Origin of the sequence: Streptomyces sp. NPDC019890 (assembly GCF_044903445.1) — a bacterium.
GTDB lineage: Bacteria > Actinomycetota > Actinomycetes > Streptomycetales > Streptomycetaceae > Streptomyces.
Genome location: NZ_JBJDQK010000001.1, coordinates 599,035 through 621,909, shown reverse-complemented (window position 1 = coordinate 621,909; position 22,875 = coordinate 599,035). Strand labels below are relative to the sequence as shown.

21 protein-coding genes are annotated in these 22,875 nt (G+C 70.4%); 13 read left to right on the top strand and 8 right to left on the bottom strand.

What is annotated here, in order from left to right; all coding sequences use genetic code 11:
* Nucleotides 1-26: 26 nt before the first annotated feature.
* Nucleotides 27-626: a hypothetical protein gene (locus ACI2LP_RS02745; protein ID WP_404722719.1), complete on the top strand. Its 600-nt coding sequence runs from the start codon at nt 27-29 to the stop codon at nt 624-626.
* A 30-nt stretch (nt 627-656) separates the two neighbouring features.
* The gene (locus ACI2LP_RS02740; protein ID WP_404722718.1) at nt 657-1,379 is read left to right on the top strand and encodes a DUF1775 domain-containing protein; all 723 of its coding nucleotides are present in this window, start codon (nt 657-659) and stop codon (nt 1,377-1,379) included.
* A 49-nt stretch (nt 1,380-1,428) separates the two neighbouring features.
* Here the strand turns inward: ACI2LP_RS02740 and ACI2LP_RS02735 are convergent, their stop codons facing one another.
* Both ACI2LP_RS02735 and ACI2LP_RS02730 read right to left on the bottom strand, forming a co-directional pair.
* Entirely contained in the window at nt 1,429-4,113 is a 2,685-nt protein-coding gene (locus ACI2LP_RS02735; RefSeq protein ID WP_404722717.1) for a SpoIIE family protein phosphatase, read from the bottom strand.
* Between the two features lie 195 nt (nt 4,114-4,308).
* Entirely contained in the window at nt 4,309-5,961 is a 1,653-nt protein-coding gene (locus tag ACI2LP_RS02730) for an FAD-dependent oxidoreductase (protein ID WP_404722716.1), read from the bottom strand.
* Nucleotides 5,962-6,177: 216 nt separating this feature from the next.
* Here ACI2LP_RS02730 and ACI2LP_RS02725 point away from each other — a divergent pair, with 216 nt between their 5' ends.
* From ACI2LP_RS02725 to ACI2LP_RS02695, 7 genes are all read left to right on the top strand, one after another.
* Nucleotides 6,178-7,299 (top strand): SchA/CurD-like domain-containing protein, encoded by a 1,122-nt coding sequence (locus tag ACI2LP_RS02725; protein ID WP_404722715.1) that lies wholly within the window; start codon nt 6,178-6,180, stop codon nt 7,297-7,299.
* A 64-nt stretch (nt 7,300-7,363) separates the two neighbouring features.
* Nucleotides 7,364-7,807 carry a cupin domain-containing protein gene (locus ACI2LP_RS02720; protein WP_404722714.1) on the top strand — a complete coding sequence of 148 codons (444 nt, stop codon included), beginning with the start codon at nt 7,364-7,366 and terminating at the stop codon, nt 7,805-7,807.
* A complete protein-coding gene (locus ACI2LP_RS02715; RefSeq protein WP_404722713.1) occupies nt 7,804-9,072 on the top strand; it encodes a beta-ketoacyl-[acyl-carrier-protein] synthase family protein in 1,269 nt (422 codons plus the stop codon). Before ACI2LP_RS02720 ends, ACI2LP_RS02715 begins: the two co-directional genes overlap by 4 nt.
* Nucleotides 9,069-10,319, top strand: a complete 1,251-nt coding sequence (locus tag ACI2LP_RS02710) for a ketosynthase chain-length factor (protein WP_404722712.1) — start codon at nt 9,069-9,071, stop codon at nt 10,317-10,319. The genes ACI2LP_RS02715 and ACI2LP_RS02710 overlap by 4 nt, the downstream gene beginning before the upstream one ends.
* A 14-nt stretch (nt 10,320-10,333) precedes the next feature.
* Nucleotides 10,334-10,591, top strand: coding sequence for an acyl carrier protein (locus ACI2LP_RS02705; protein WP_404722711.1), 258 nt, complete (start codon nt 10,334-10,336; stop codon nt 10,589-10,591).
* Between the two features lies 1 nt (nt 10,592).
* Complete coding sequence (locus tag ACI2LP_RS02700) at nt 10,593-11,072, top strand: SRPBCC family protein (protein ID WP_404722710.1); 480 nt, start codon at nt 10,593-10,595, stop codon at nt 11,070-11,072.
* A 30-nt stretch (nt 11,073-11,102) separates the two neighbouring features.
* The gene (locus ACI2LP_RS02695) at nt 11,103-11,426 is read left to right on the top strand and encodes a TcmI family type II polyketide cyclase (protein ID WP_360869001.1); all 324 of its coding nucleotides are present in this window, start codon (nt 11,103-11,105) and stop codon (nt 11,424-11,426) included.
* 97 nt (nt 11,427-11,523) lie between these two features.
* On the opposite strand, the gene ACI2LP_RS02690 is transcribed toward ACI2LP_RS02695, so the two are convergent.
* Both ACI2LP_RS02690 and ACI2LP_RS02685 read right to left on the bottom strand, forming a co-directional pair.
* Nucleotides 11,524-12,594 carry a methyltransferase gene (locus ACI2LP_RS02690; protein WP_404722709.1) on the bottom strand — a complete coding sequence of 357 codons (1,071 nt, stop codon included), beginning with the start codon at nt 12,592-12,594 and terminating at the stop codon, nt 11,524-11,526.
* A gap of 35 nt (nt 12,595-12,629) precedes the next feature.
* Nucleotides 12,630-13,700 carry a nitrous oxide reductase family maturation protein NosD gene (locus ACI2LP_RS02685; protein ID WP_404722708.1) on the bottom strand — a complete coding sequence of 357 codons (1,071 nt, stop codon included), beginning with the start codon at nt 13,698-13,700 and terminating at the stop codon, nt 12,630-12,632.
* Between the two features lie 118 nt (nt 13,701-13,818).
* Here ACI2LP_RS02685 and ACI2LP_RS02680 point away from each other — a divergent pair, with 118 nt between their 5' ends.
* The 3 genes from ACI2LP_RS02680 to rsgA all read left to right on the top strand — a co-directional run bounded on the left by ACI2LP_RS02680 (nt 13,819) and on the right by rsgA (nt 16,649).
* Entirely contained in the window at nt 13,819-14,730 is a 912-nt protein-coding gene (locus tag ACI2LP_RS02680; RefSeq protein WP_404722707.1) for a hypothetical protein, read from the top strand.
* A 184-nt stretch (nt 14,731-14,914) separates the two neighbouring features.
* Entirely contained in the window at nt 14,915-15,214 is a 300-nt protein-coding gene (locus ACI2LP_RS02675; RefSeq protein WP_404722706.1) for a hypothetical protein, read from the top strand.
* Between the two features lie 319 nt (nt 15,215-15,533).
* Nucleotides 15,534-16,649 carry a ribosome small subunit-dependent GTPase A gene (gene rsgA / locus ACI2LP_RS02670; protein WP_404722705.1) on the top strand — a complete coding sequence of 372 codons (1,116 nt, stop codon included), beginning with the start codon at nt 15,534-15,536 and terminating at the stop codon, nt 16,647-16,649.
* Between the two features lie 63 nt (nt 16,650-16,712).
* On the opposite strand, the gene ACI2LP_RS02665 is transcribed toward rsgA, so the two are convergent.
* The 4 genes from ACI2LP_RS02665 to ACI2LP_RS02650 all read right to left on the bottom strand — a co-directional run bounded on the left by ACI2LP_RS02665 (nt 16,713) and on the right by ACI2LP_RS02650 (nt 21,099).
* A complete protein-coding gene (locus ACI2LP_RS02665; protein ID WP_404722704.1) occupies nt 16,713-17,078 on the bottom strand; it encodes a PPOX class F420-dependent oxidoreductase in 366 nt (121 codons plus the stop codon).
* A gap of 62 nt (nt 17,079-17,140) precedes the next feature.
* Nucleotides 17,141-19,420, bottom strand: coding sequence for a glycosyl hydrolase family 95 catalytic domain-containing protein (locus tag ACI2LP_RS02660; protein ID WP_404722703.1), 2,280 nt, complete (start codon nt 19,418-19,420; stop codon nt 17,141-17,143).
* Between the two features lie 180 nt (nt 19,421-19,600).
* Nucleotides 19,601-20,083: a DUF456 domain-containing protein gene (locus tag ACI2LP_RS02655; protein ID WP_404722702.1), complete on the bottom strand. Its 483-nt coding sequence runs from the start codon at nt 20,081-20,083 to the stop codon at nt 19,601-19,603.
* Nucleotides 20,084-20,106: 23 nt separating this feature from the next.
* A complete protein-coding gene (locus tag ACI2LP_RS02650; protein ID WP_404722701.1) occupies nt 20,107-21,099 on the bottom strand; it encodes a helix-turn-helix domain-containing protein in 993 nt (330 codons plus the stop codon).
* Nucleotides 21,100-21,348: 249 nt separating this feature from the next.
* On the opposite strand from ACI2LP_RS02650, the gene ACI2LP_RS02645 reads away from it, so the two are divergent.
* Nucleotides 21,349-22,836, top strand: coding sequence for a protein phosphatase 2C domain-containing protein (locus ACI2LP_RS02645; RefSeq protein ID WP_404722700.1), 1,488 nt, complete (start codon nt 21,349-21,351; stop codon nt 22,834-22,836).
* Nucleotides 22,837-22,875 lie beyond the last annotated feature (39 nt).

Sequence of the window (22,875 nt, the reverse complement as noted above, 5' to 3'; positions counted from 1 at the left end):
ACAGCGCGCCGCGCGCCCGGTGGAGCGTGCGGAGCGCTCGAGCCGGTGTGTTCGCCGTCGCGAGCGCAGCTCTCGCCGCTGCCGGTCACCATGTCGCGTCGGGCGAAACCGTCCCCTGGCGGCTGTTGTTCCTCGCCGCCGCCACCGCCTTCCTCGGCGCACTGCCCTGGGCCGCGCGGCCGCGCTCCCTCGCCGCCGTCGTGACCGCGACGTGCGCCGCCCAACTGGCCCTCCACGAGGTGCTGGCGCAGGCCGGACCCGACCGGCACGGCGCCCTGCACGGCACCGGCCACCCCATTCCCGGCGAGCACGGCGTACACCCGGACGGGGCCGTGATGCTGCTCGCTCACACGCTGGCCGCCGTGGCCGTGGCGGTGCTGCTCCAGCAGGCGGACGACCAACTGGACTCGCTCCCACGGCTCCTGGACCAGCTCGCGGCCACCGTCCGCGCCACGGTGGCACGTTGGCTCGGCCGGCTGCGTACGCATCCCTGCCCCGGCCCTGACGCCACGCGCGCCGGGGGCCGGCCGCGCAAGGCCGCGGGGATGCCCGCGTACGCCGTCCTCGCGCATGTCGTGGTCCGCCGCGGTCCTCCCGGTCATGGGCAGTCGCCGTCCCACCCATGACAGTTCGCTTCGAGGAGTTGACCCACGACCATGAGTACCTTCCCCCTGCGCGCCGCCACCCGGCGGACAGCGTTCGCGGCCACCGCGGCCCTCGCCACCGTGCTCGCCGTAGCCGGACCGGCCGCGGCCCACGTCGAGGTGAATGCCTCAGACCCCCGCGCCCTGGCGAAGAACGTGACCCTGACGTTCACCTCCGAGGCCGAGTCGGACACCGCCGGCATCGCCAAGCTCCAGATCGTCCTGCCCGAGGGCATCACCCCGGACGCGGTGAGCCTGAAGGAGGCCCCGGCGGGCTGGAAGCTGACGCCGTCCAAGGATGGCTACACCGTCGGTGGCAAGGCGCTGGCCACCGGCACGGACGCCGTGCACAGCATCACCGTCACGCAGCTGCCCGATGCCAAGTCGCTTGCTTTCAAGACCATTGAGACCTATGGCGACGGCAAGATCGACCGCTGGATCGAGCTCCCCGGCGGCGGCGCGGAGCCGGAGAACCCGGCTCCGGTCCTGGCCCTGAAGCCCGCGGCCCCGGGCGCGACCGCGAGCACGGCCGCGCCCTCCACCTCGCCGACTCCCACGCCGCCGAAGGCCGCCCCGGCGCCGAGCGCGAAGACGGACGAGAAGGACGAGAAGGCCGAGAAGGACGACGACGCCGGCAACGGGGTCGTGATCGGGGTCGTCGCCGCCGCGGTGGTCGTCGCCGCGGGCTTCACCGTGTGGTGGTTCAGGCGCCGCTCGGGCACCGGCTCCGCCTGACGTGCAGGAACGGGGGCCGGGCGCGGCACACTCCATGCCCGGCCCTCTGCTACGGCAGCGGCTGTTCCGTCCAGATGACCTTGCCGTCGGACGTGTACCGGGTGCCCCAGCGTTCCGCGAACTGCGCGACCAGGAACAGGCCCCGGCCTCCCTCGTCCGTGATCGCCGCCTGGCGCAGATGCGGTGATGTGCTGCTGTGGTCCGAGACCTCGCAGATCAGGCTGCGGTCACGGATCAGCCGTACGCGGATCGGGCCCGTGGCGTACCGGATCGCGTTGGTGACCAGCTCGCTGAGGATCAGCTCCGTCGTGAACGCCTCTTCCTCCAGGCCCCACTCGGCCAGCCTGGCGGTCACGGCCGCCCGGACCTGGCCCACCGCCGACGGGTCCGACGGAACCTCCCATTCGGCCACCCGGCCGGAGTCGAGTATCTGCGTACGGCCCACGAGCAGCGCGATGTCGTCGCGCGGGTTGTCCGGCAGGAGCGCCTTGAGGACCGCCTCGCAGGTCTCCTCCGGGGTCCGGTCGGCGTTGTCCGCCAGAGTGCTGCGGAGCAGCGCCAGGCCGTCGTCTATGTCGCGGTCGCGGTCCTCGACGAGTCCGTCCGTGTACAGGACCAGGCGGCTGTCCTCGGCCAGGTGCAGATCGAGGGTCTCGAAGGGCAGCCCGCCGAGTCCCAGCGGCGGGCCGCCGGGCACATCGGCGAAGACCGCGGCGCCGTCCGGCTGGACGATCACCGGCTGGAGGTGGCCGGCCCGCGCCATCGAGCAGTGGCCGCTGACCGGGTCGTAGATCGCGTAGAGGCAGGTCGCCCCGGTCACTCCCGCGTCCGTGGCTTCCCAGCCGTCGTCCGCCTCGTCCTGGTCGATGCGGGTGACCAGCTCGTCGAGGTGCCACAGCAGCTCGTCGGGCGGCAGATCCAGGCTGGAGAAGTTGTGGACCGCGGTGCGCAGCCGGCCCATGGTCGCCGCGGCGTGCAGACCGTGGCCCACGACATCGCCGACCACCAGCGCCACCCGCGCGCCCGGCAGCGGGATGATGTCGAACCAGTCCCCGCCGACGCCGCCGAGACCGCCCAGAACGGCCTGCGCGGGCCGGTAGCGGTAGGCGACGTCGATGGCGCTCTGCTCGGGCAGCACGCGCGGCAGCAGGCTGCGCTGCAGGGTCACCGCCATGGTGTGCTCGCGGGTGTACCGGCGGGCGTTGTCGACGCTCACGGCCGCCCGGGCGACCAGCTCCTCCGCGAGCGACAGGTCCTCCTCGTCGAACGGCTCGGGCTTCTGGGCGCGCCAGAACATCGCCACGCCCAGAATCACGCCACGTGCCCTCAGCGGCACGGCGATCATCGAGTGGATTCCGTGCTCGACGAGTCTGCGGGCCCGCTTCGGGTCCTGCTCCTGCCAGCCGGAGAAGGCGGCCAGATCCGGCTCCAGGACCGCCTCGCCATTGCCGATGCCGAAGGTCAGCCGGGTGGACGGCGCAAAGCGGATCAGCCTGCCCAGCGGGTAGAGCGCGGTGTCCTCCCGCAGACCGCTGAAGGCCATACGACGCATCTCCGGGACGGCGTCCAAGGTCGGCGTCGGCTCCTCGCCGCGCAGCACCGCCTCCACCAGGTCGACGGTGACGAAGTCGGCGAACCGCGCTGCGGCGAACTCCGCCAGCTCCTCGCAGGTGCGCACCACATCGAGGGTGGTGCCGATCTCGGTGCCCGCGTCGTAGAGCAGCTTCAGCCGCGCCCGCGCCACATCCGCCCTGCCGCTCACTGCCTGCAGCTCGGTGGTGTCCCGCAGCGTCGCCACGCTGCCCGGCGGCCCGCCGTCCTGGTCGGTCGGACGCTGGTTCACGGCGAGCAGCCGGTCCCCGACCAGGTGCACCTCGTCGGTGACGACCCGTCCGGAGGCCATCAGCCGGGCCGTGGCCGGGTCGAGACCGAGATCGGTGACCGCGGTGCCCTCCACGTCCGCCGGCAGGTTCAGCAGCCTGCGCGCCTCGTCGTTGGCGAGCAGCAGCCGCCCGTCGCCACCGACGATGAGCACGCCTTCCCGTACGGCGTGGAGCACCGCGTCGTGGTGCTCGTACATCCGGGTCATCTCGGCGGGGCCGAGTCCGTGGGTCTGGCGGCGCAACCGCCGGCTCACCAGCGCCGTGCCGCCCGTGGTGACCAGCAGCACTGCCCCGGCGGCGCCGAACAGCAGCGGGAACTGGTCCTGGGCGACGCCGCTGACATGCTCGATGGTGATCCCGGCGGACACCAGGCCGACCACATCCCCGTTGCGGCCGATGACCGGCACGACGGCCTGCACGAGCGGCCCGATCGTCCCGTTGATCTTCTCGGTGACAATGCCGCCGCCCAGCGCGGGCTGCACATTGCCGACGAATTTCTTGCCGATGCGGTCGGGCTTGGGGTGGGTGTAGCGGATTGCATCGGTGTTGAGGACGACGATGAAGTCGACCTCGGAGCGTTTGCGGGCCTCCTCGGCGAGTGGCTGGAGCACCACGGTCGGGTGGGGACTCTTCAGCGCGGCCTCGATGCCGGGCGCATGGGCGAAGGTCTGGGCCACGGCGACCGACCGGTTGCGGGCCTCGCGCTCGCTGTCGGCCCGGGACTGCAGCACAAGGGCCACCATGGCGGCGGCGACCAGCAACACCACGATCGCCACCTGCAGGAGAAAGACCTGACCTGCGACGGTTCGCATTCTCAGAACCGAGCGCGGGCGGCCGTAGCGTGCGGCCATGTCCTCTTTCTACACCTCCCGCATACGCAGAGCTATCTGCGCACCGTAGAGCGCGGACGGCGTATGCGCGACGCGTTCGCGACAACTTTCGTCGCCCGGCCGGGTGTGTTGACCACATGAATGAGTCCCTTGCACCGCCAGAACGGCGCAAGGGACTCACCGGACCGGCTCCCGAAACCGGTTCATGAAACGGGCTCAGGCCAGGCGCAGCACCGTGCTCATGACCTCGTGGAGCTCCCGCTCCGGATCGGCGACGGCCTCCTGCGACCGCCATGCCACAAAGCCGTCCGGACGCACCAGCAGCGCGCCGTCGGCCGTCGTGCCGTGCAGCTCGGCCCAGTCGACATCGTCTTCGGGGACCAGGTCGGCGTCGCGGCCCGTACCGATCGCGTATGCGTCCATCCGTACCGACAGCCGTTCGGCGACTTTCCGTGCCGCCGTCCGCCACGCCGTGCCCTCCGCGCTGAGCAGCACGAACGACCGCTCGTAGAGGTCGAGCGTGGACATCCGCCCGCCCGCCCTCGTCACCCACATGTGCGGGGACCGGGTGCCCGGGGCGCCTGTCAGCTGCATCTGCTCCGGCACGACCGGCAGGCCGGGGTCGACGCCCAGGACCGCGCCGTGCGGATAGCCGTACCCCATCGCCACCGAGAGGATGCCGCCCGGGCGTCCCCCGCCGCCGGCGGGGGTGTTCGCGGGCGCGTAACCAGGGTGGCTGTGCTCGGCCGAGCGGACCGAGGCGCGCGCGCTCGTGGCCCTGGCCACCGGCTGCCGCTCCTCGCCGTACGTGTCGAGCAGCCCGGGCGCCGCCGAGCCGTTCAGCACCATCGCGAGTTTCCAGGCCAGGTTGTGCGCGTCCTGGATGCCGGTGTTGGAGCCGAACGCCCCGGTCGGGGACATCTCGTGGGCCGAGTCGCCGGCCAGGAAGACCCGGCCGCCGGAGTACCGCTGCGCGACCCGCTCGGCGGCGTGCCACGGAGCCTTGCCGGTGATCTCGACGTCCACGGGCGCGCCGACCGCCCTGCGGATGTGCTCCGCACAGCGCTCGTCCGTGAAGTCCTCCAGCGTCTCGCCACGGTCCGGGTGCCAGGGCGCGTGGAAGACCCACTGCTCCCGGTTGTCCACCGGCAGCAGCGCCCCGTCCGCGTCCGGCTTGGTCAGATAGCAGACGATGAAGCGCTTCTCGCCCAGCACGTCGATGAGCTGCCGGGAGCGGAAGGTGATGCTCACGTTGTGGAACAGGTCGCCGTGGCCACTCTGCCCGATCTGCAATTGCTCCCTGACGGGGCTGCGCGGCCCGTCGGCCGCGACCAGATAGTCCGCCCGAATGGTGGTGTGCTCGCCGGTGTCCCGGTTCTTCACGACTGCGGTGACACCCGTCGCGTCCTGGTCGAACGAGAGCAGTTCGGTGGAGAAGCGCAGGTCGGCACCCTGCTCGCGGGAGCGGGCCATCAGCACGGGCTCGATGTCGTTCTGGCTGCACAGACACCAGGTGGTCGGGCTGAAACGCTTGAGCGCGCCGCCCGGGTCGATCTCCTTGAACAGCCACTCCTGGTCGTCGCCGGTCAGCGAGCCCGCCTGGAGGATTCCGTGATTGTCCGCCAGCACCGCCGCGGCCTGCCGGATCTCCGACTCCACACCGGCGCCCCGGAACAGCTCCATCGTCCGTACGTTCATGCCCCGCCCGCGCGGGTGCGTCGAGGTGCCCGAATGCTTCTCGACCAGCAGAGGTCTGATGCCGTGGCGGCCCAGAAACACCGAGGTGGACAGGCCCACCAGGGACCCGCCCACGATGAGGACCGGTACGCGATCGGCACTTTCCGCGGATTCTCCGACGTGCTCTTCCATCCGTAGCTCCAGCTCCTGCCGCCCTTGGGGGATGAAACTTCCATGCCCTGTGCGGCACCGGTTGCCTCGCCCATTCACCCGCTTGGTTCTCAGCTCTCGCGCCAGTCGAAGTACCGGACCACGATCGTTTTCGTGAGCGCCCCCCGGTCTCGGGAGGCGGACCGTCCGTATCCGCAGGGCCGTTGACCCGCGCGGTGTCGCAAAGGAGTGTGAGAGATGACAACCCTGTCGGAACGGATATCGCAGTCCGCCTTCGACGGCTCCAGGCTTCGAGTCGTTCTGCTGCTGGACCTTCACGACGGTGCGCAGAAGGAGTTCCTCGAGGCTTACGAGCATCTGCGCAATCAGGTCGCCTCGGTCCCCGGCCACATCAGCGACCAGCTGTGCCAGTCGATCGAGAACCCCTCGCAGTGGCTCATCACCAGCGAATGGGAGAGCGCACCGCCCTTCCTCGCCTGGGTGAACAGCGAGGAGCACGTCGAGACGGTCCAGCCGCTGCACAGCTGCGTACGGGACACCCGCTCGCTGCGCTTCAGCGTTCTGCGCGAGACCGGAAAGGCCCATGTCTCCTCACCCGAGGAGCTCAAGGGCCGTCTCCAGGCATCGCCCCGGCTCGGCGACGGAGTCGTCCGGCACGCCCTCACCTTCACGGTCAAGCCGGGCAGCGAGAAGAAGGTCGCGAAGATCCTCTCCGGGTACACCTCGCCGGCGGCCCGCGTCGACGAGAACACCCGGCTGCGCCGCACCTCGCTCTTCATGCACGGCAACCGAGTGGTACGGGCCATCGAGGTGCAGGGCGACCTCCTTGCGGCACTGCGCCATGTGGCCAGGCAGCCCGAGGTCAGGGAGGTGGAGGAGGCCATCAACCCGTATCTGGAGCAGGACCGGGACCTGAACGACCCCAACTCCGCCCGGATGTTCTTCACCCGTGCCGCACTGCCCGCCGTGCACCATGTGGCGGCGGACGGGCCGCACTCGGCCGAGCTCAAGCGGCACGCGCTGTACTACCCGGCCAAGGAAGGCTGCGGCATGGCGCTGGCCCGGCTGCTTGCCAAGCAGGACGCTGCGGCGGCCGACAGCCCCGACAGCCCCATCGCGAGCAGCACGATCTTCCAGCGCGACGACATCGTCGTCCGGCTCATCGACGTGGACGGGCGGCTCGACGACCGGCCCGCCCTGGCGCTCGCGGTCTCCGGCCCCCGTAAGGCGGCCACCCTCGCACGGCTGCTCGAAGGCGGAGCGGACGGCGTGCTCGGCAACGAGAAGGAGATGTCGCGATTCCTCGCGGACTCCGACATGCAACTGATCACCGACCGGAGCGCGCCGCCCGAGTCCTGAACGAAACGTCCGGCCCGGCCGCGCGGCGAAGCCGTCGGGAGCACTGCACCAGGAGGAACCAGTCATGACCACGCATCCCCCACGCATCGTGGATCTCAGTGAGACACAGCCCAACCGCAGACGCGGCGGAGACCTGCGCGCCATGCTCACCCCCACCGCGGTGGGTGCAACCAGCGGATTCATGGGCCTTGCCATCGTGCAGCCCGGTGAATTCATCGGCGAGCACTACCACCCGTACTCCGAGGAGTTCGTGTATGTCGTGAGGGGGCTACTCGAGGTGGATCTGGATGGTGAGACGCACCCGATGCGGCCCGACCAGGGCCTCCTGATCCCCATCAATGTGCGCCACCGGTTCCGCAACGTCGGCGACGTGGAGGCCCGCATGGTCTTCCATCTCGGCCCGCTCGCCCCGCGCCCCGAGCTCGGGCACGTCGACACCGAGGTCACCGAGCCCTCAAAAAGCGCCGAGCAGGGCAGGCCGCCGGAACGGACTGGGGCCGTTTCGTGAACCGGCGGGTGGCGGTGACCGGGGTCGGTATCGTCGCCCCCGGAGGAGTAGGCGCCCCGGCGTTCTGGGATCTGCTCGCAGCCGGCCGTACGGCGACGCGCGGGATCACGCTCTTCAACCCGGAGGGCTTCCGCTCGCGCATCGCCGCCGAGGTCGACTTCGACCCCGCGGCCCACGGCCTCGACGAGGACCAGGTGGCGCGCCAGGACCGGTACATCCAGTTCGCGCTGGTGGCCGCCCGAGAAGCGATACGCGACGCCGGCATCGACCCGGAGAAGGAAGACCCCTGGCGGATCGGGGTGTCCCTGGGCACCGCGGTCGGCGGCACCACTCGCCTCGAGAACGACTACGTCAAGGTCAGCGCGTCCGGCGCCCGTTGGGACGTCGACCACCGCCCGGCGGGAGCGCATCTGCAGCGCGCGTTCTCGCCGAGCTCGCTGGCATCCGCAGTGGCCGAACAGGTCGGCGCACACGGCCCGGTGCAGACCGTCTCGACGGGCTGCACCTCGGGACTCGACGCGGTCGGCTACGCCTTCCACTCCATCGAGGAGGGCCGGGTCGACGTGTGCATAGCCGGCGCGTCGGACTCGCCCATCTCCCCGATCACGGTGGCGTGCTTCGACGCGATCAAGGCGACCTCGCCGAACAATGACGACCCCGCCCATGCCTCCAGGCCGTTCGACGCCAACCGGGACGGGTTCGTCATGGGAGAGGGCGGCGCCGTCCTGGTCCTGGAGGAGCTGGAACACGCCCTCGCCCGCGGCGCGCGGGTGTACTGCGAACTCGGGGGCTACGCCACCTTCGGCAACGCCTACCACATGACGGGACTGACCCCCGAGGGCCTGGAGATGGCCCGGGCCATCGACACCGCACTCGACCACGCCCGTATCGATCGTACGGAGATCGACTACGTCAACGCGCACGGCTCGGGCACCAAGCAGAACGACCGGCACGAGACGGCCGCGGTGAAACGCTCACTGGGCGACCACGCCTACAAGACGCCCATGAGCTCGATCAAGTCCATGGTGGGCCACTCGCTGGGCGCCATCGGAGCCATCGAACTCGTCGCCTGCGTCCTGGCGATGGCTCATCAGGTGGTGCCGCCGACAGCGAACTACGAGACCCCCGACCCCGAGTGCGACCTGGACTACGTGCCGCGCACCGCACGCCCCCGGAAGCTGAAGAGCGTGCTCTCCGTCGGCAGCGGCTTCGGCGGATTCCAGTCCGCGGTTGTCATGACCCGACCCCAAGGGAGGACATCATGAGCTCCCGACAATCCCGGCAGACGGTCGTCACAGGCATAGGTGTCATAGCCCCCAACGGGGCAGGCACCGAGGTCTTCTGGAAGTCGACACAGGGCGGCATCAGCGTCCTGGACCGGGTCACCCGTGAGGGATGCGAGCAGCTTCCCCTCAAGGTCGCGGGTGAGGTGCGCGACTTCGATCCCGGTGCGCTCATCGAGGAGCGCTATCTCGTCCAGACCGACCGGTTCACGCACTTCGCCATGGCCGCGGCCGATCTCGCACTCGACGACGCCCGGCTCAGCCGCGCGGACTGCGAGGAGTCACCGTTCGCGGTGGGTGTGGTGACCGCCGCCGGATCCGGCGGCGGCGAGTTCGGACAGCGCGAACTGCAGCGGCTGTGGGGTCAGGGCTCACGCTTCGTCGGCCCGTACCAGTCCATCGCCTGGTTCTACGCCGCGAGCACCGGCCAGATATCCATCCGGGCCGGCTTCAAGGGACCCTGCGGCGTGGTGGCCAGCGACGAAGCAGGCGGACTCGACGCGTTCGCCCATGCCGCGCGAGCGATACGGCGCGGCACCGACGCGGTTGTGGTCGGCTCGGCCGAAGCGCCGCTGGCGCCGTACTCGGTCGTCTGCCAGCTCGGTTACCAGGACCTGAGCACCTGTGAGGAGCCGGCGCGCGCATACCGGCCCTTCACCTCCGACGCCTGTGGCTTCGTGCCCGCCGAGGGCGGCGCGATGTTCGTGGTCGAGGAGGAGATGGCGGCGCGCAGGCGCGGCGCCCGGGTCCGTGCCCTGGTGGCGGGCCATGCCGCGACCTTCACCGGGCCCTCCCGGTGGGAGCAGTCCCGGGAGGGACTCGCCCAGGCGATCCGCGGGGCACTGGCCGAGGCCCACTGCGCGCCGGAGGAGATCGACGTGGTCTTCGCGGACGCGCTCGGCGTGCCGGAGGCCGACCGCGCCGAGGCGCTGGCGATCGCGGACGCGCTGGGGACTCACGGCAGGCGCGTACCGGTGACTGCGCCCAAGACCGGTACCGGACGGGCGTACTGCGGAGGGCCCGTGCTCGATACGGCAGCCGCGGTGCTGGCGATGGAACACGGCATCCTGCCGCCCACGCCCAACGTCTTCGACGTCTGCCACGACCTCAACGTCGTGACCGACCGGGCCCGTCCCGCGGAGCTGCGCACGGCACTGGTGCTCAGCCGCGGCCTCATGGGCTCCAACGCGGCGCTGGTGCTGCGCGGCACCACCGACACACCCGAGTAGAAGGAGAGTCCCTCATGTCCGACCGACTGACCATCGAAGAGCTGGCATCCCTGATGAAGAAGGGCGCCGGCCTGACCGTCGACCCCGTCGACCTCGCGAGCCGGCCCACCTCCCGCTTCGACGAGTTCGGCCTCGACTCGCTGGGCCTGCTCGGCATCGTCGGCGAGCTGGAGAACCGGCACGGCCGCCCGCTGCCCCCCGACGCGGACCGCTGCAAGACCCCACAGGAGTTCCTCGACCTCGTCAACAACACCCTCATGAGCGGAGCCTGACGTGCCCGGACACACCGAGAACGAGATCACCGTCGCAGCCCCCCTGGACCTCGTCTGGGACATCACCAACGACATCGAGAACTGGCCCAGCCTGTTCACCGAGTACGCGTCGCTGGAGATCCTTGAGCGCCGGGGAGAGACCACCACCTTCCGTCTCACCATGCACCCCGACGACAACGGCACGGTCTGGAGCTGGGTCTCGGAGCGTACGACCGACCGCGCGGGCCGGAGCGTACGCGCCCGCCGGGTCGAGACGGGCCCCTTCCAGCACATGGAGATCCACTGGGAGTACTCGGAGGTCCCGGGCGGCACGCGCATGCACTGGACGCAGGACTTCGCGATGAAGCCGGACGCCCCGGTCGACGACGACTGGATGACCGACAACATCAACCGCAACTCCAAGATCCAGATGGCGCTCATCCGCGACAAGATCGAGCAGCGCGACCGGGAGAGCCGCGCCGCCGGCGTCACCGCCAACTGAGCCGCTTAGGGAAAGGAAGGAAGCCCCACGATGCACCAAGCTCTGATCGTCGCCCGTATGGCGCCGGAGTCGGCCCCGGACATCGCCAAGCTGTTCGCGGCCTCCGACAGCGGCGAACTGCCGCACCTCGTCGGGGTCACCCGGCGCAGTCTCTTCCAGTTCGGCGATGTGTATCTGCATCTGATCGAGGCGGAGCAGCCAGCCGGCCCCGCGATCGCGAAGGTGACGGAGCATCCCGCGTTCAAGGACATCAGCGACCGGCTCCAGGCCTTCGTCAGCCCGTACGACCCGGAGACCTGGCGCAGCCCGAAGGACGCGATGGCCCGTCAGTTCTACAGCTGGAAGCGTGACTGACCCGCCTGACACCCTGACCGACGAACGCCCCGGGCCCGGCTCTTCAGCCGGGCCCGGGGCGTTCGCTCCCTTTCTTCGTACGTGCGCTCACTCCCGCTCAACCGCGCACGACGGCCTCGAAGGCGTGCAGATACGGGTTCACCGGACGGATGTCGCCGACCAGCAGACCCGCCTTCGTCATCCGGTCCACCATGCTCGCCCTGGAGTGCTTGGCACCGCCCACATTGAGCAGCAGAAGCAGGTCCATGGCCGTGGTGAACTTCATCGAGGGGGTGTCGTCGACGAGGTTCTCGATGACCACCACCCTGGCGCCGGGACGGGCCGCCGCGACGATGTTCGCCAGCGTCCTGCCGGTGGACTCGTCGTCCCACTCCAGGATGTTCTTGATGATGTACAGATCGGCCTCGACCGGGATGTCCTCGCGGCAGTCCCCGGGGACGATACGCACCCGCTCGGCCAGCGAGCCGCCGGTACGCAGCCGCGGGTCCGCCTTCGCCACCACGTCGGGCAGATCGAGCAGGGTGCCGCGGACGTCCGGATGCTTCTCCAGCAGGCTTGCCAGCACATGCCCCTGCCCGCCGCCGATGTCCGCGACCACGCGGACCCCGGTGAGGTCGAGGAGCTCGGCGACATCCAGCGCCGACTGCATGCTGGAGGTGGTCATGGCCCGGTTGAAGACATGGGCCGACTCATGGGCGTCCTGGTGCAGATACTCGAAGAAGCCCTTGCCGTACAGCTCCTGGAAGACGCTGCCGCCGGAACGTACCGCCTCGTCGAGACGCGGCCACGCGTCCCAGGTCCACGGTTCCGTGCACCACAGGGCGATGTAGCGCAGGCTGCCCGGATCGTCCTCGCGGAGCATGCGGGACATGTCCGTGTGGGCGAAGGTCCCGTCCTCGGTCTCGAGGAAGACGCCATAGCAGGACAGGGTGCGCAGCAGCCGGCGCAGGGGCTGGGGCTCGGTGTTCAGCGCGGCCGCGAGCTCCTCGGCCGTGGTGGGCGTCTCGCCGAGCGCGTCGGCGACGCCGAGCCGGGCGGCAGCCCGTACGGCGGCCGCGCAGGCCGCTCCGAAGACGAGCTCCCGCAGGCGCATGGCCGGCTGATGGGTGGCCACCGCCTCGGGGGGCGACCCGACGAGTGTCTCGGGTCTGGGACTTACGGTGGTCATACCGCCTCGATTCTCCTGGTGAAGGGGAACACCGGTCAGCACATCCCTGCGGGTGCGGAGGCCTCGCACATGTTGTCGACGAACGTGTTGCCCGTGCCGCCGCCCTGGTTGACCAGGTCCGCCGTCTTGTTGCCGCGCACGTCGTTGTGCCTGATGACGTTGTCGGTGTTCGTGGCGCCCACGAAGCTCTGGAACAGCACGATTCCGCCGGAGAGCGGGGAGGCGCCCACGTTGTTCAGGACCGTGTTGTCGCGCACGACGGTCGCCTCGGCACCGGTGAGGACGATGCCGGAGCCCTGAATGGCGGGGAGGCGGGGCGTAGCGGCACAGAACTTGTTGTTCTGGTTGATCGCGTTGCCCCGAACGGTCATGTCGCCGGCGGCGGGCTTCGACTCGTCGCCGACCACGAACATTCCGGCGCAGTTGCCGGTCATCTCGTTGCCGCGGACGGTGAGGTTGCGGACCCGCCTGACGGTGGCTCCGATCCGGTTGCCCGTCAGCAGGTTGTTCGCGACCGTGCTGCCGTGGGTGTCGGTGGCTCCGCCTTCCTCCTCGACCGTGTTCGCGATGAAGATGCCGGCGTCGCCATTGTCCCGGACGGCGTTGTTACGGAACATCGCGCGGGTGGAGTGCTGCTGGGCGATGCCCCAGACGCCGTTCTTCTCGGCGGTCACCTGCCGGACGGTCAGCCGGTCGGTGTAGGAGGACCAGACGGCCGTCTTCGTGAAGCCCGAGAGGGTGAGCGAGCGGATGGTGACGCCGTCGACGGTCTGCGCCGCCGTGCCCGTCACACAGATGCCGTTTCCGGCCTGGGCGCAGGTGTTCGCGGCGCCGGCCGTGGCGGCCTGCGCCGGCATGATGACGGTTGCCCCGCCGCCCGACCCGCGCAGCGTCAGATTCGCCTTGGTCACAAGGACACTTTCACGGTATGTGCCGGGCGAGATCACAATGGTGTCTCCCGGCTGTGCGGCGTTCACCGCTTCCTGGATCGATTCGCCCGGATGCACCGCGTGCCTGGCCGCGCCGTAGGACGGGGCGGCCACGCCCAGCCCGGAGACCATGACGACTGCGATGCAGGTGAGGCATCTGATCTGTCGTTTCGTCATGAGGCGAAGTTATGGGCGATCTTCGGCGCTCGCCACACGGGGTGAGCATATGGATACATCCCGTGCGCGAGTGGCCCAACCCGAGGCCGTGTCAAGGCCTCCTCTAGGGTTGCCTCCCATGTGGCCAGGTGAGCAGGGCCCCGGGGGCGGGCAGCAGATCAATCCGTACCAGCAGCAGGGGCAGGCGCCTTGGGGTGCCCCGACCGCCCCGATGGGTACGCCGCCAACTCCTCCCGGCGGCCGTGGGAGAACGACGCTCGTCGCCGTCGCCGCGGCCACCGTGGTCGTCATCGCCGCGGCTGTCACCGGCTTCCTGGTCCTGGGCGGCGACAAGGACGACACCGCTGACCCGGGCCCCGCCGAGTCCACTTCCGCCGCCCCGTCGACCGGCCCGACCGGCGACAACCCGCGCGGCGTCGACGACGCCAAGCCGCTCGTGCCCGGCTGGAAGGCCGTCGTGAACCCCAGGAGCGGCATCGCCTTCGACGTGCCCCCGGAATGGGGACTCAAGTCGCCCGACTGGGCCAGCTATGTCGCGGACGAGAAGGACCCGGAGGAGAAGCCCCTGGTCGGCTTCTCGGGCCCGGCGATGCTCAAGGAGAAGTGGTGCACGTCCGACGACAACAAGGACGGCAGTCCGGAGGACACGCCCCTTGCCAGCGCCGGGTCCAGGAGTGAGCGGGGCGCCAGGACCCTCGACGAGGCGGCCCGCAACAACGCGTCCCTGTGGATCTACGGCGAATACACCCAGCCGGACAAGGCGAAGGTGAGGACGGGCACGGTGGAGCCGTACACCACCACGTCCGGCATCACGGGCAGCCTTGCGTCGGCCGAGTCCTCCGGCGTGGCGAAGAAGGGCAAGTGCGACACCGACGGCAAGGCCACGACCTTCGCCTTCAAGGACCCCAAGGGGGACTTCAAGTCGTGGACCTTCCTCGGCGCGAAGGGCGTTCAGGGCGAGGTGCCGGAGGCGACGGTGCGACGGATCCTGAGCACGGTACGCCTGGCCGCCGGCTCGTCCACGCCTTAGCTCGTCCGTGCCATGAGCCCGTCCGTGAGCTCGCCTGTGCCGTGAGCTCGCGCAGGGCAGCACGGACGGCGGAAGAGATGTTGCCGCCCTGATCGCCCGGGGAGACGCTGACGAGGATGCCGCCCGGTCTCAGCGTGCGCGGGCTCCACCGCGCCGGTCGTGGTGTGCGGAAGGAGCCCGTGGGATGAGGGTCATGCTGAGAGCCATTCTGGATACTCCGGCGGCAAACGAAGCGATCAAGAACGGCACGATCACGCAGCTGCTGGACAAGGCGATCGAACAGCTCAAGCCCGAGGCCGCGTACTTCAACCCCAGCCATGGCTGCCGGTCGTGCACCCTCGTCTTCGACATGCAGGACAGCTCGCAGCTGCCGCTCATCACGGAGTCCCTGTTCATGGAGCTCGGTGCCGAGATCGAGATCCAGCCGGCGATGAACCGCGAAGACCTGAGGAAGGGTCTGGCGGCACTGCAACAACAGAGCTGACACCGGGGTCTGAGGCGGTGAGCTCGGCCCTCTGCCGGTGCGTGCCGGGGGCCGAGGCGGCCCTGAGTAAATGGGTGGCGTCCCGTCGCGGACGGGGTTACGGTTCCTTCGTTCCGGGACGCGGCCGTGTGTCGCTCTCAGGACAACCGCGTTGGTTCGTTGAGCAAGCAGGAGGTGAGCATTGATGACTGTCATTGCGCTGGGCGCTGCCCGCATTCAGGAGTTCATCATCGTTCCCACCCCTGTGGTTTCCGGCTGACACCCACTCACCTTCTGCGCACCGAGCGCGCCGCCGGGGCCACCCTTCGAAGGGTTTCCCTTGTTCCACGCTTCGCTCAACACCGCTTCCACTTCTGATGCCCGGCACGCCCTTGCCTCCTACGGCTGGGACGAGGACTGGGACGCCGCCTTCGCTCCGTACGCCGAGCAGGGGCTGCTGCCCGGCCGGGTTGTACGGGTCGACCGCGGTCAGTGTGATGTCGTCACCGCCGACGGGCTGATCCGCGCCGACACCACGTTTGTCACCCCGCACGATCCGCTGCGGGTCATCTGCACCGGGGACTGGGCAGCCGTCGACCCGGACGGCGACCCTCTTTTCGTGCGGACGTATCTGCCGCGCCGTACCGCCTTTGTTCGCTCCACCTCGTCGAACCGCTCCGAGGGGCAGATCCTCGCCGCCAACGTCGACCACGCGATCATCGCGGTCTCGCTCGCCGTGGAGCTGGACCTCGGCCGGATCGAGCGGTTCCTTGCGCTGGCGTGGGAGAGCGGTGCGCAGCCGGTCGTCGTGCTGACCAAGGCGGACCTTGTGCCGGACGCCACCGGACTCTCGTATCTCGTGCAGGACGTCGAGGCGACGGCGCCGGGAGTGCAGGTGCTGCCGGTCAGTTCGGCGACGGGCGAAGGCATCGACGTGCTCGCGGCGGTCGTCTCGGGCGGGACGAGTGTGCTGCTCGGCGTCTCCGGTGCGGGCAAGTCGACGCTCGCGAACGCGCTGCTCGGCGAGGACGTGATGGATGTGCAGGCCACACGCGACATGGACGGCAAGGGCCGGCACACCACGACGACCCGCAATCTCCTCGCCCTGCCGGGCGGAGGCGTGCTCATCGACACGCCCGGCCTGCGTGGGGTGGGCCTGTGGGACGCGGAGGCCGGCGTGGGCCAGGTCTTCTCGGAGATCGAGGAGCTCGCGGAGAAGTGCCGCTTCCAGGACTGCGCGCACGAGTCGGAGCCGGGGTGCGCGGTACTCGGCGCGATCGAGGACGGTTCGCTGCCGGAGCGCCGGCTGGAGAGCTACCGCAAGCTGCTGCGGGAGAACCAGCGGATCGTGGCGAAGACGGACGCGAGACTGCGGGCGGAGATCCGACGCGACTGGAAGCGCAAGGGTGCGGAGGGCCGGGCCGCGATGCAGGCCAAACGCGGCCGGGTGGGGTGATACGGGGGTAGCCCTTCAATCGCCGGACGGGCCGAGGTTCAGCGCGTCCGGCGATTGAGGCCGCTACTCCAGGCCCCAGCTGTGGATCTTCTTCGGATGGATGCGGATCAGCTCCTCGCTGAAATGCGGGCCCAGTTCGTGCGGGCCCGTCAGCAGTTCCGCCTCGCCACGGATGTCCACGCCGCGGACCTTCCACGGGCGCAGGCTCACGATGTCGTCGACCACCAGCGCCGCCTTCGGATTGGCCTGTAGGTTGCGCCATTTCTTCGTCGTGCCCAGGGCGTAGCCGCCGATCAGGATCGTCCCGTCGGCCTGCGGGAAGAACCCGACGGGGTTCGCCTGCGGCTGGCCGCTCGGGTCGACTGTCGCCAGCCTGCCCAGTCGCTGGGACGCGAGATACGCGCGCTCGGCCTCGCTGAATTCGGTCATGCGCCAAGCCAAACACGCCCACCCCGCGCCCCGCATCGGATCATCGCCCTAGGCCCGACGACCTACGGCAGCCCCCATGGCCGGCCCGGCTCGCTCTCGACCGGCGCGATCACGAGATCGGGGCACTCGCCCCCGTACACAAGCACCTCGCGCCCCTTGGGCACCTCGATCGCGAGCGTTCCCCCGCCCACGTCCTCGACGCGCGCAGGCGTGCCGTCGTCGAGCAGGGCCGTCGGCTCGACCCCGGCGGGCAGCCCGTGGCGCAGCCTGAGCGGTTCGCCCGCGAGGCTCTTCACCCGCACGAAGCGGGTGACCCCTCCCTCGCGGACCGCGCTGACGAGGAATGCGCCCTGGGTGCGGAAGTCGTGCAGCGTGACGTCCGCCCACGAGGACGGCACGGCCGGGAAGACACGTACGACACCGCCCCAGTTCTGGCAGAGCATGTCGTGCAGGGACTGGGACGCCGAGAGCGGCGTCTCGATGACCGGACCCGCCTCCGTGTAATGGGTGTTGGCGCGGCACGGGAAGCGGGAGGCCGGGTCGAAGAACTTCCTCAGATACGTCAGCGCCGTGTCGCCGCGGCCCATCATCGCGTACAGCGACGCCGCGCCCGTATAGCTGTAGCCGCGGTGCGCCCCGGTCAGCGCCTGCCAGTGCTCGACGGACTTCTCGATCAGCTCACGGCTCTGAGGCTGCTCCCAGTTGACGAGGCACAGCGGATACACCATCAGCAGGTGCGAGTAGTGCCGATGGGACTGCGCGTACGGAGTCTCTGCGCCGATCATGAAGCCGTTCGCGTCCACGGGGTACGGCACCAGCCGGGCCTGTACCTCCCGCCAGCGCGGCTTCAGAGGGTCGTCGACGCCGAGCAGCTCGGCCGCCTCCAGCAGCGTCATGCAGCCCCAACGGATCAGCGCCAGATCGTAGTTGGTGTCGCGCGGCGGTGTCACCGGGTACTCGGGGGAGAGCGTCTTGGGCAGATGCAGCTTTCCGTCGCTGTCCGGCGTGAGGAAGTGCAGGTAGTAGTTGATCGCGCGACGCAGCAGCGGGAAGACCGTGTCCCGCAGCAGCGTCTCGTCCATGGAGTGCCGGTAACTCAGCCACACATTGTGCAACGCCCAGGTCAGATCGCCCACTTCGGCGCCGCTGCCGGGGCTGCCGACACCTCGATCGGCGAACATGTCGGAGCTGCGCCCCACTCCCGCGCTGTCCGTACGGTACGCGGCGGGCACGTTGGCCGTCAGCTGCTCCTGACTCTGCCGCAAGGTGCTTGCCAGCGAGTCGAGTTCCAGATGGTTGGAGCCGTGGATCAGCCAGTACTCCAGCTGCACATTGAGGTTCCACCACACGGCCGGCCAGGGGGTCGGCTCCAGCCAGGGGCCGCTGGTCGCCATCACCGGGCCGCCCTCGCGGCTGGCCGAGGCGACTTTGTAGAGCTGGATCCAGTGGAAGCTCTGCAGCCGCTGGTCGGGGAAGGAGACGAAGCTCTTGCGGTAGAAGCCGTGCCACCAGCGGGTGTGCCGCTGCCGGAGGGTTCCGTACGACGCGGCGTCCTGGATCTTCCTGAGCGATACGGCTGCGGCCCGGCTGTCGGAAGGGAAGCTGTGCGCGACGCTCAGCAGCAGTACGTCCCCGGTGCGGCGGTAGGCCGTCGCGGTCTGGCCACCGCCGGTGAGCGGCTGGAGAACCTGTTCGACGTTGCCGGTGGTACGGATCGTCCAGGGCGGGTTGGCGGTGTAACCGGCGGGGGGCTGCTCGCTGATCTTCCGGGGGCTGATGGCCTCCTCGGGACGGAACACCCAGCGGACCCGCTCGTTCCCGCCCGCCGTCGCCCGCGCGGCCAGGATTCCGTCGTGGATGAAGGCGGAGAGGGTGATCGTGCCCTTGTCGGTGGTGACGGTTCCGGTGAGCTCGGCGTTCCACAGGCTCAGCCGCCAGTCGACGCCGGTGATCGTGCCGGCCGGGTCGAGGGTGAGATGGCCGACGGGCAGCCGGCATGTTCCCCATCCGCTGCCGAACTGGGGCCGGTGGTCCTGGACTTCGCCGTGCTGCACGGTGAACCGGATGCTGTTCGCGCCCGGCTCCCGGTAGACCATGCTGCCCAGTCGCCCGTCGCCCAGGAACGGGCCCTCGTGCCACAGAGCGGGAAGCCGGTGCCACACCAGGTCCTGGCGGCGCAGGAACGCGGACCAGGCGCCGTCGCTCTCCATGCGATTGCGGAGTTGCCAGCGGTTGCACGCGGGGCGGAGCGGGGCAGGGGCGGCTGCCTGGGCGAGCTCCGGCAGAGTCCCGAGAGTTGCGCCGGCCAGGGCCGAGCCGAGCACGGTTCTCCGTGAGGTCATGCGAGTGCCTCCAGATGGATGAGTGGTTGTCTGAGCCGTGCTGCCAATTCATCCGAGCTATCCATCGACGGAAGGTAGGCACGTGGCAGGACTCAGTCAATACAGCGGGAGAGATCCGATGTGTATCTGTCCATCTGGACGGCGTTCAGCGGGGCGGCAGCAACCGCTCAGCCCCGGAGGTCAGCCCCAGATCACCGCACCCACCCACGCCCCCACGACCAGCAGACAGGCGAACAGCTCCGCCAGCACACTCGTCCCCACGGCACGCATCACCGCCCGGGTGGAGGCCACCGCGGGCCCGTGCTCACCGAGCCGCCGCCGTTCGGAGCCGTAGATCCCCCCGATGAATCCCGGTATCGCCCCCACCACGGGCACCAGCAGAAAGCCGATCAGCGCCCCCGCGCCCGCGGACACCACCATCCGCCGGGTGATGCCGACGCCGCGCGGCCGGCGCGGCGGCAGCTCCCACACCACCACCTGATCGATCAGCAGCAGCACCGTCGAGCCCACCAACAGCGCCCAGGCGAGCCCGGACTTCTCGTGCAACGACCACCAGAGGGTTGCGGCCCACACCAGCCAGCGTCCGGGCACACCGGGAACGAGTACCCCGAACAGGCCCAGCAGCATCACCAGGCCCACCAGCAGGAGCTGCCACACGCCCATCTGCCAAGGGTGCAGGATCCGGCTCATTCCCGCAGGTCGCGAGCCACCCAACCCTGTGCGTAGGCATGCCAGCCGAGCTGCAGCCTGGTCGTCACACCGCTGAGTTCCATCAGCCCCTTCACCCGGCGCTGAACGGTCCGCAGCCCCACGTCCAGTTGCTTGGCCACGCTCGCGTCCGTCATCCCGGCGAGCAACAGCGAAAGGATCTCCAGATCGGTCGAGTCGGGCCCCGGTGCCGCCTCCTGGGACACGACGCCGCCCGCGCCGAGCCGCAGCGGCAGGGCATCCCGCCACACCGCCTCGAACAGGCCCGTCAGCGACTCGAGAAGCCCGCTCGCATGGACAACGAGAGCCGCGGGCTCGGCCCCGTGCCCGGTCAGCGGCACCATGGCGAGTGCCCGGTCCGCGACGACGAGCTTGGTCGGCACGCGGTCGACCACCCTCACCTGTTCGTCACGGCCCAGCGCCGCGGTCAGCTCGGTGATCCCGGCGGGCAGCGAGAGCACCTCGCGCTCGACCACCACGCGGTACGTCACGCCGCGCGTCGCCGCCTTCACCTCCGCCTCGTTGTCCGTCAGCGTGACCACGACCGGTTTGCCGGTGACGAGCGCGCAGACCTCCTCGGTCGCGCCCAGCTGAAGCTGTACGAAACGGTGCGCGACAGCACTCGCGCCGGTCACCAGCTCGACCAGGTCGTGCACGGCCGGCTCGGCGGCCTCCGCCCGGTACTCCTGCGCCAGCACAGCGGCCGCCAGCTCCGCCTGCTCCAGCTCATGCCGCTGCTGCTTCAGCAGCGCGCCCAGCGCCACGCCGGGCGGCGCGGCCACCCAGCGCCCGGTGCGTGCCGGGGACTGCGCGGCAAGTCCCTGCTGTTCCAGCCGGCGCAGCGCGCGCTCCGTGTCCGTCTCCGGCAGGGCGAGCCGGTGCGCGAGATCGGTGACCTCGGCCGCCCCGAGCGCGACGAGCGCGCGGTACGCCGACTCCTGTCTCTCGTCGAGGCCAATCGCTCCGAGCATCTGACGCCACCCCTCCCCGGACGTGCGCTTCTCCGGCCGCAGCCGGCCGCACTGGCGGAAACCGGCCACGGCGCCTTTCCGCCGCGCACATCATCCCTGCCCCACCCGTCACTCTGCCAATGACCTGCACCCCCAAGACCGAACTGGCCTACACGAACGGCAATTCCGTCACCCGGCAGACCTCTTGCCGCACGTATGTCTTTTGGGTTGCCCCGTTTTCTTCCCGCGCGTGCGGTGGACAATAGGGGCATGAGTCAGCAGGGGGAGAGGCCGCCCACCGAGGACGACTGGTGGAACCGGCTGTATGACGAATCCGCCCCGGACACGGGTCCCGCGGCCACCGGGGGTGACACGCTGGACGACCGATTCGACTCCGCGTCAGACGCGGTGGCCCCGGACGACACGGCGGCCCCACCCAAACCGACCTTGGACGAGCGGCGTCCCCGGGCCTGGTGGGAGGCCTACCCGAAGGCTCCGCCGGGCGCTCCGAATACGCCGGACACCCCGGCGCCGGGCACGCAGGGCACTGCGAACAGGCCGGGCACGCCCCGCACTCCGGACGCGCCGGACCGGCAGGCCGCCTCCGGTGCCGCGAACGCCTCCGGCCGACGCCCCGCCCCGCCGCGGCAGCGTGCCCCCTGGGAGCCACCGGACGCCCCCGATCAGCCACCCGCCTTCCCGTCGGCTCCGCCGCGCCCCGCTGCCCCGCCCGCGCAAAGCCCCGCGCCGGACCCCGAGTCGGCACCGGCACCCGCGCGTCCCCACGTCGCGTACGTCGGCGACGGCCCGCCCACCTACGACGCCGAGCCCACCGCCCTGCCCCCGGCCCAGCCCCAGGAGTTGGACGAGCTCGTCGCCGACACCGTGCTCGACGGCGCCCGCTACGGCACATACACCCTGCGCGCCGCCTCCATCCGCGGCGACTCCGCCCGCTACCGCGGCCAGCCCCGCCGGGACGCACTGCTCACCGCCCGCTTCGGCACCGGCGACGCCGCCCTCGTCCTGGTCGCTGTCGCCAGCGGCGCCCGCGCCGCCGAAGGCGCCCATCTGGCCGCCGCCGACGCCTGCCGCTGGATCGGCGGAGCCGTCGGCCGCAGCCATGCCCGCCTCTCCGAGGACATAAGGGCGGGCCGCCGCGGCGATCTCAAGTCCGGGCTGAACCGGCTCACCGACCGCAGTCTCGGCAAACTGCGCGCCAGCGCCGCCGAGCTCGGCGTGGAGCCGGAGGAGTACACCGCCGATCTGCGCTGTCTGCTGCTCTCCGCCGACCCGGAGTGCCGCACCCGCGTGTTCTTCGGCGTCGGCCGTGGGGGTCTCTTCCGCCTCCGCGACGGCGCCTGGCAGGACCTGGAGCCCGCGGTCCCCGAGCCCGCGGCCGTCACCGGCGCCCCCGTCCTGGGGTTCGGGTCGCCGCCCGCCGAGACCCCCGAGGGCGACCACCTCACCATGGACCTGGGGATCGCGACGCCCCCGTCCCCGTACATCGAGGCGCCGCCCCCGCCACCCGCCGAAGCCTTCCGCTTCCGCGCCTCGGTGGCCCGTCCGTCAGACACCCTGCTGCTGTGCAGCACCGGCCTGGCCGAGCCGCTGCGGGGCGAGCCCGCCCTCGCCGACGAGCTGGCGGGGCGCTGGGCCACGAGCGAGCCGCCGGGCATGGCCGCGTTTCTCGCCGACACTCAGCTGCGGGTGAAGGGCTACGCCGACGACCGTACGGCCGTCGCAGTCTGGGAGGCGTAACCGCTCTGGCCATGGGTTGATGGATGCGCAGGCCCGGAA

What these genes read in the sequence shown, in the direction of transcription:
- ACI2LP_RS02740 (WP_404722718.1), top strand. Translation starts at nt 657, where the DNA reads ATGAGTACCTTCCCCCTGCGCGCCGCCACCCGGCGGACAGCGTTCGCG.
- ACI2LP_RS02735 (WP_404722717.1), bottom strand. Translation starts at nt 4,113, where the DNA reads ATGGCCGCACGCTACGGCCGCCCGCGCTCGGTTCTGAGAATGCGAACC.
- ACI2LP_RS02730 (WP_404722716.1), bottom strand. Translation starts at nt 5,961, where the DNA reads ATGGAAGAGCACGTCGGAGAATCCGCGGAAAGTGCCGATCGCGTACCG.
- ACI2LP_RS02725 (WP_404722715.1), top strand. Translation starts at nt 6,178, where the DNA reads ATGACAACCCTGTCGGAACGGATATCGCAGTCCGCCTTCGACGGCTCC.
- ACI2LP_RS02720 (WP_404722714.1), top strand. Translation starts at nt 7,364, where the DNA reads ATGACCACGCATCCCCCACGCATCGTGGATCTCAGTGAGACACAGCCC.
- ACI2LP_RS02710 (WP_404722712.1), top strand. Translation starts at nt 9,069, where the DNA reads ATGAGCTCCCGACAATCCCGGCAGACGGTCGTCACAGGCATAGGTGTC.
- ACI2LP_RS02705 (WP_404722711.1), top strand. Translation starts at nt 10,334, where the DNA reads ATGTCCGACCGACTGACCATCGAAGAGCTGGCATCCCTGATGAAGAAG.
- ACI2LP_RS02695 (WP_360869001.1), top strand. Translation starts at nt 11,103, where the DNA reads ATGCACCAAGCTCTGATCGTCGCCCGTATGGCGCCGGAGTCGGCCCCG.
- ACI2LP_RS02690 (WP_404722709.1), bottom strand. Translation starts at nt 12,594, where the DNA reads ATGACCACCGTAAGTCCCAGACCCGAGACACTCGTCGGGTCGCCCCCC.
- ACI2LP_RS02685 (WP_404722708.1), bottom strand. Translation starts at nt 13,700, where the DNA reads ATGACGAAACGACAGATCAGATGCCTCACCTGCATCGCAGTCGTCATG.
- ACI2LP_RS02680 (WP_404722707.1), top strand. Translation starts at nt 13,819, where the DNA reads ATGTGGCCAGGTGAGCAGGGCCCCGGGGGCGGGCAGCAGATCAATCCG.
- ACI2LP_RS02675 (WP_404722706.1), top strand. Translation starts at nt 14,915, where the DNA reads ATGAGGGTCATGCTGAGAGCCATTCTGGATACTCCGGCGGCAAACGAA.
- ACI2LP_RS02665 (WP_404722704.1), bottom strand. Translation starts at nt 17,078, where the DNA reads ATGACCGAATTCAGCGAGGCCGAGCGCGCGTATCTCGCGTCCCAGCGA.
- ACI2LP_RS02660 (WP_404722703.1), bottom strand. Translation starts at nt 19,420, where the DNA reads ATGACCTCACGGAGAACCGTGCTCGGCTCGGCCCTGGCCGGCGCAACT.
- ACI2LP_RS02655 (WP_404722702.1), bottom strand. Translation starts at nt 20,083, where the DNA reads ATGGGCGTGTGGCAGCTCCTGCTGGTGGGCCTGGTGATGCTGCTGGGC.
- ACI2LP_RS02650 (WP_404722701.1), bottom strand. Translation starts at nt 21,099, where the DNA reads ATGCTCGGAGCGATTGGCCTCGACGAGAGACAGGAGTCGGCGTACCGC.
- ACI2LP_RS02645 (WP_404722700.1), top strand. Translation starts at nt 21,349, where the DNA reads ATGAGTCAGCAGGGGGAGAGGCCGCCCACCGAGGACGACTGGTGGAAC.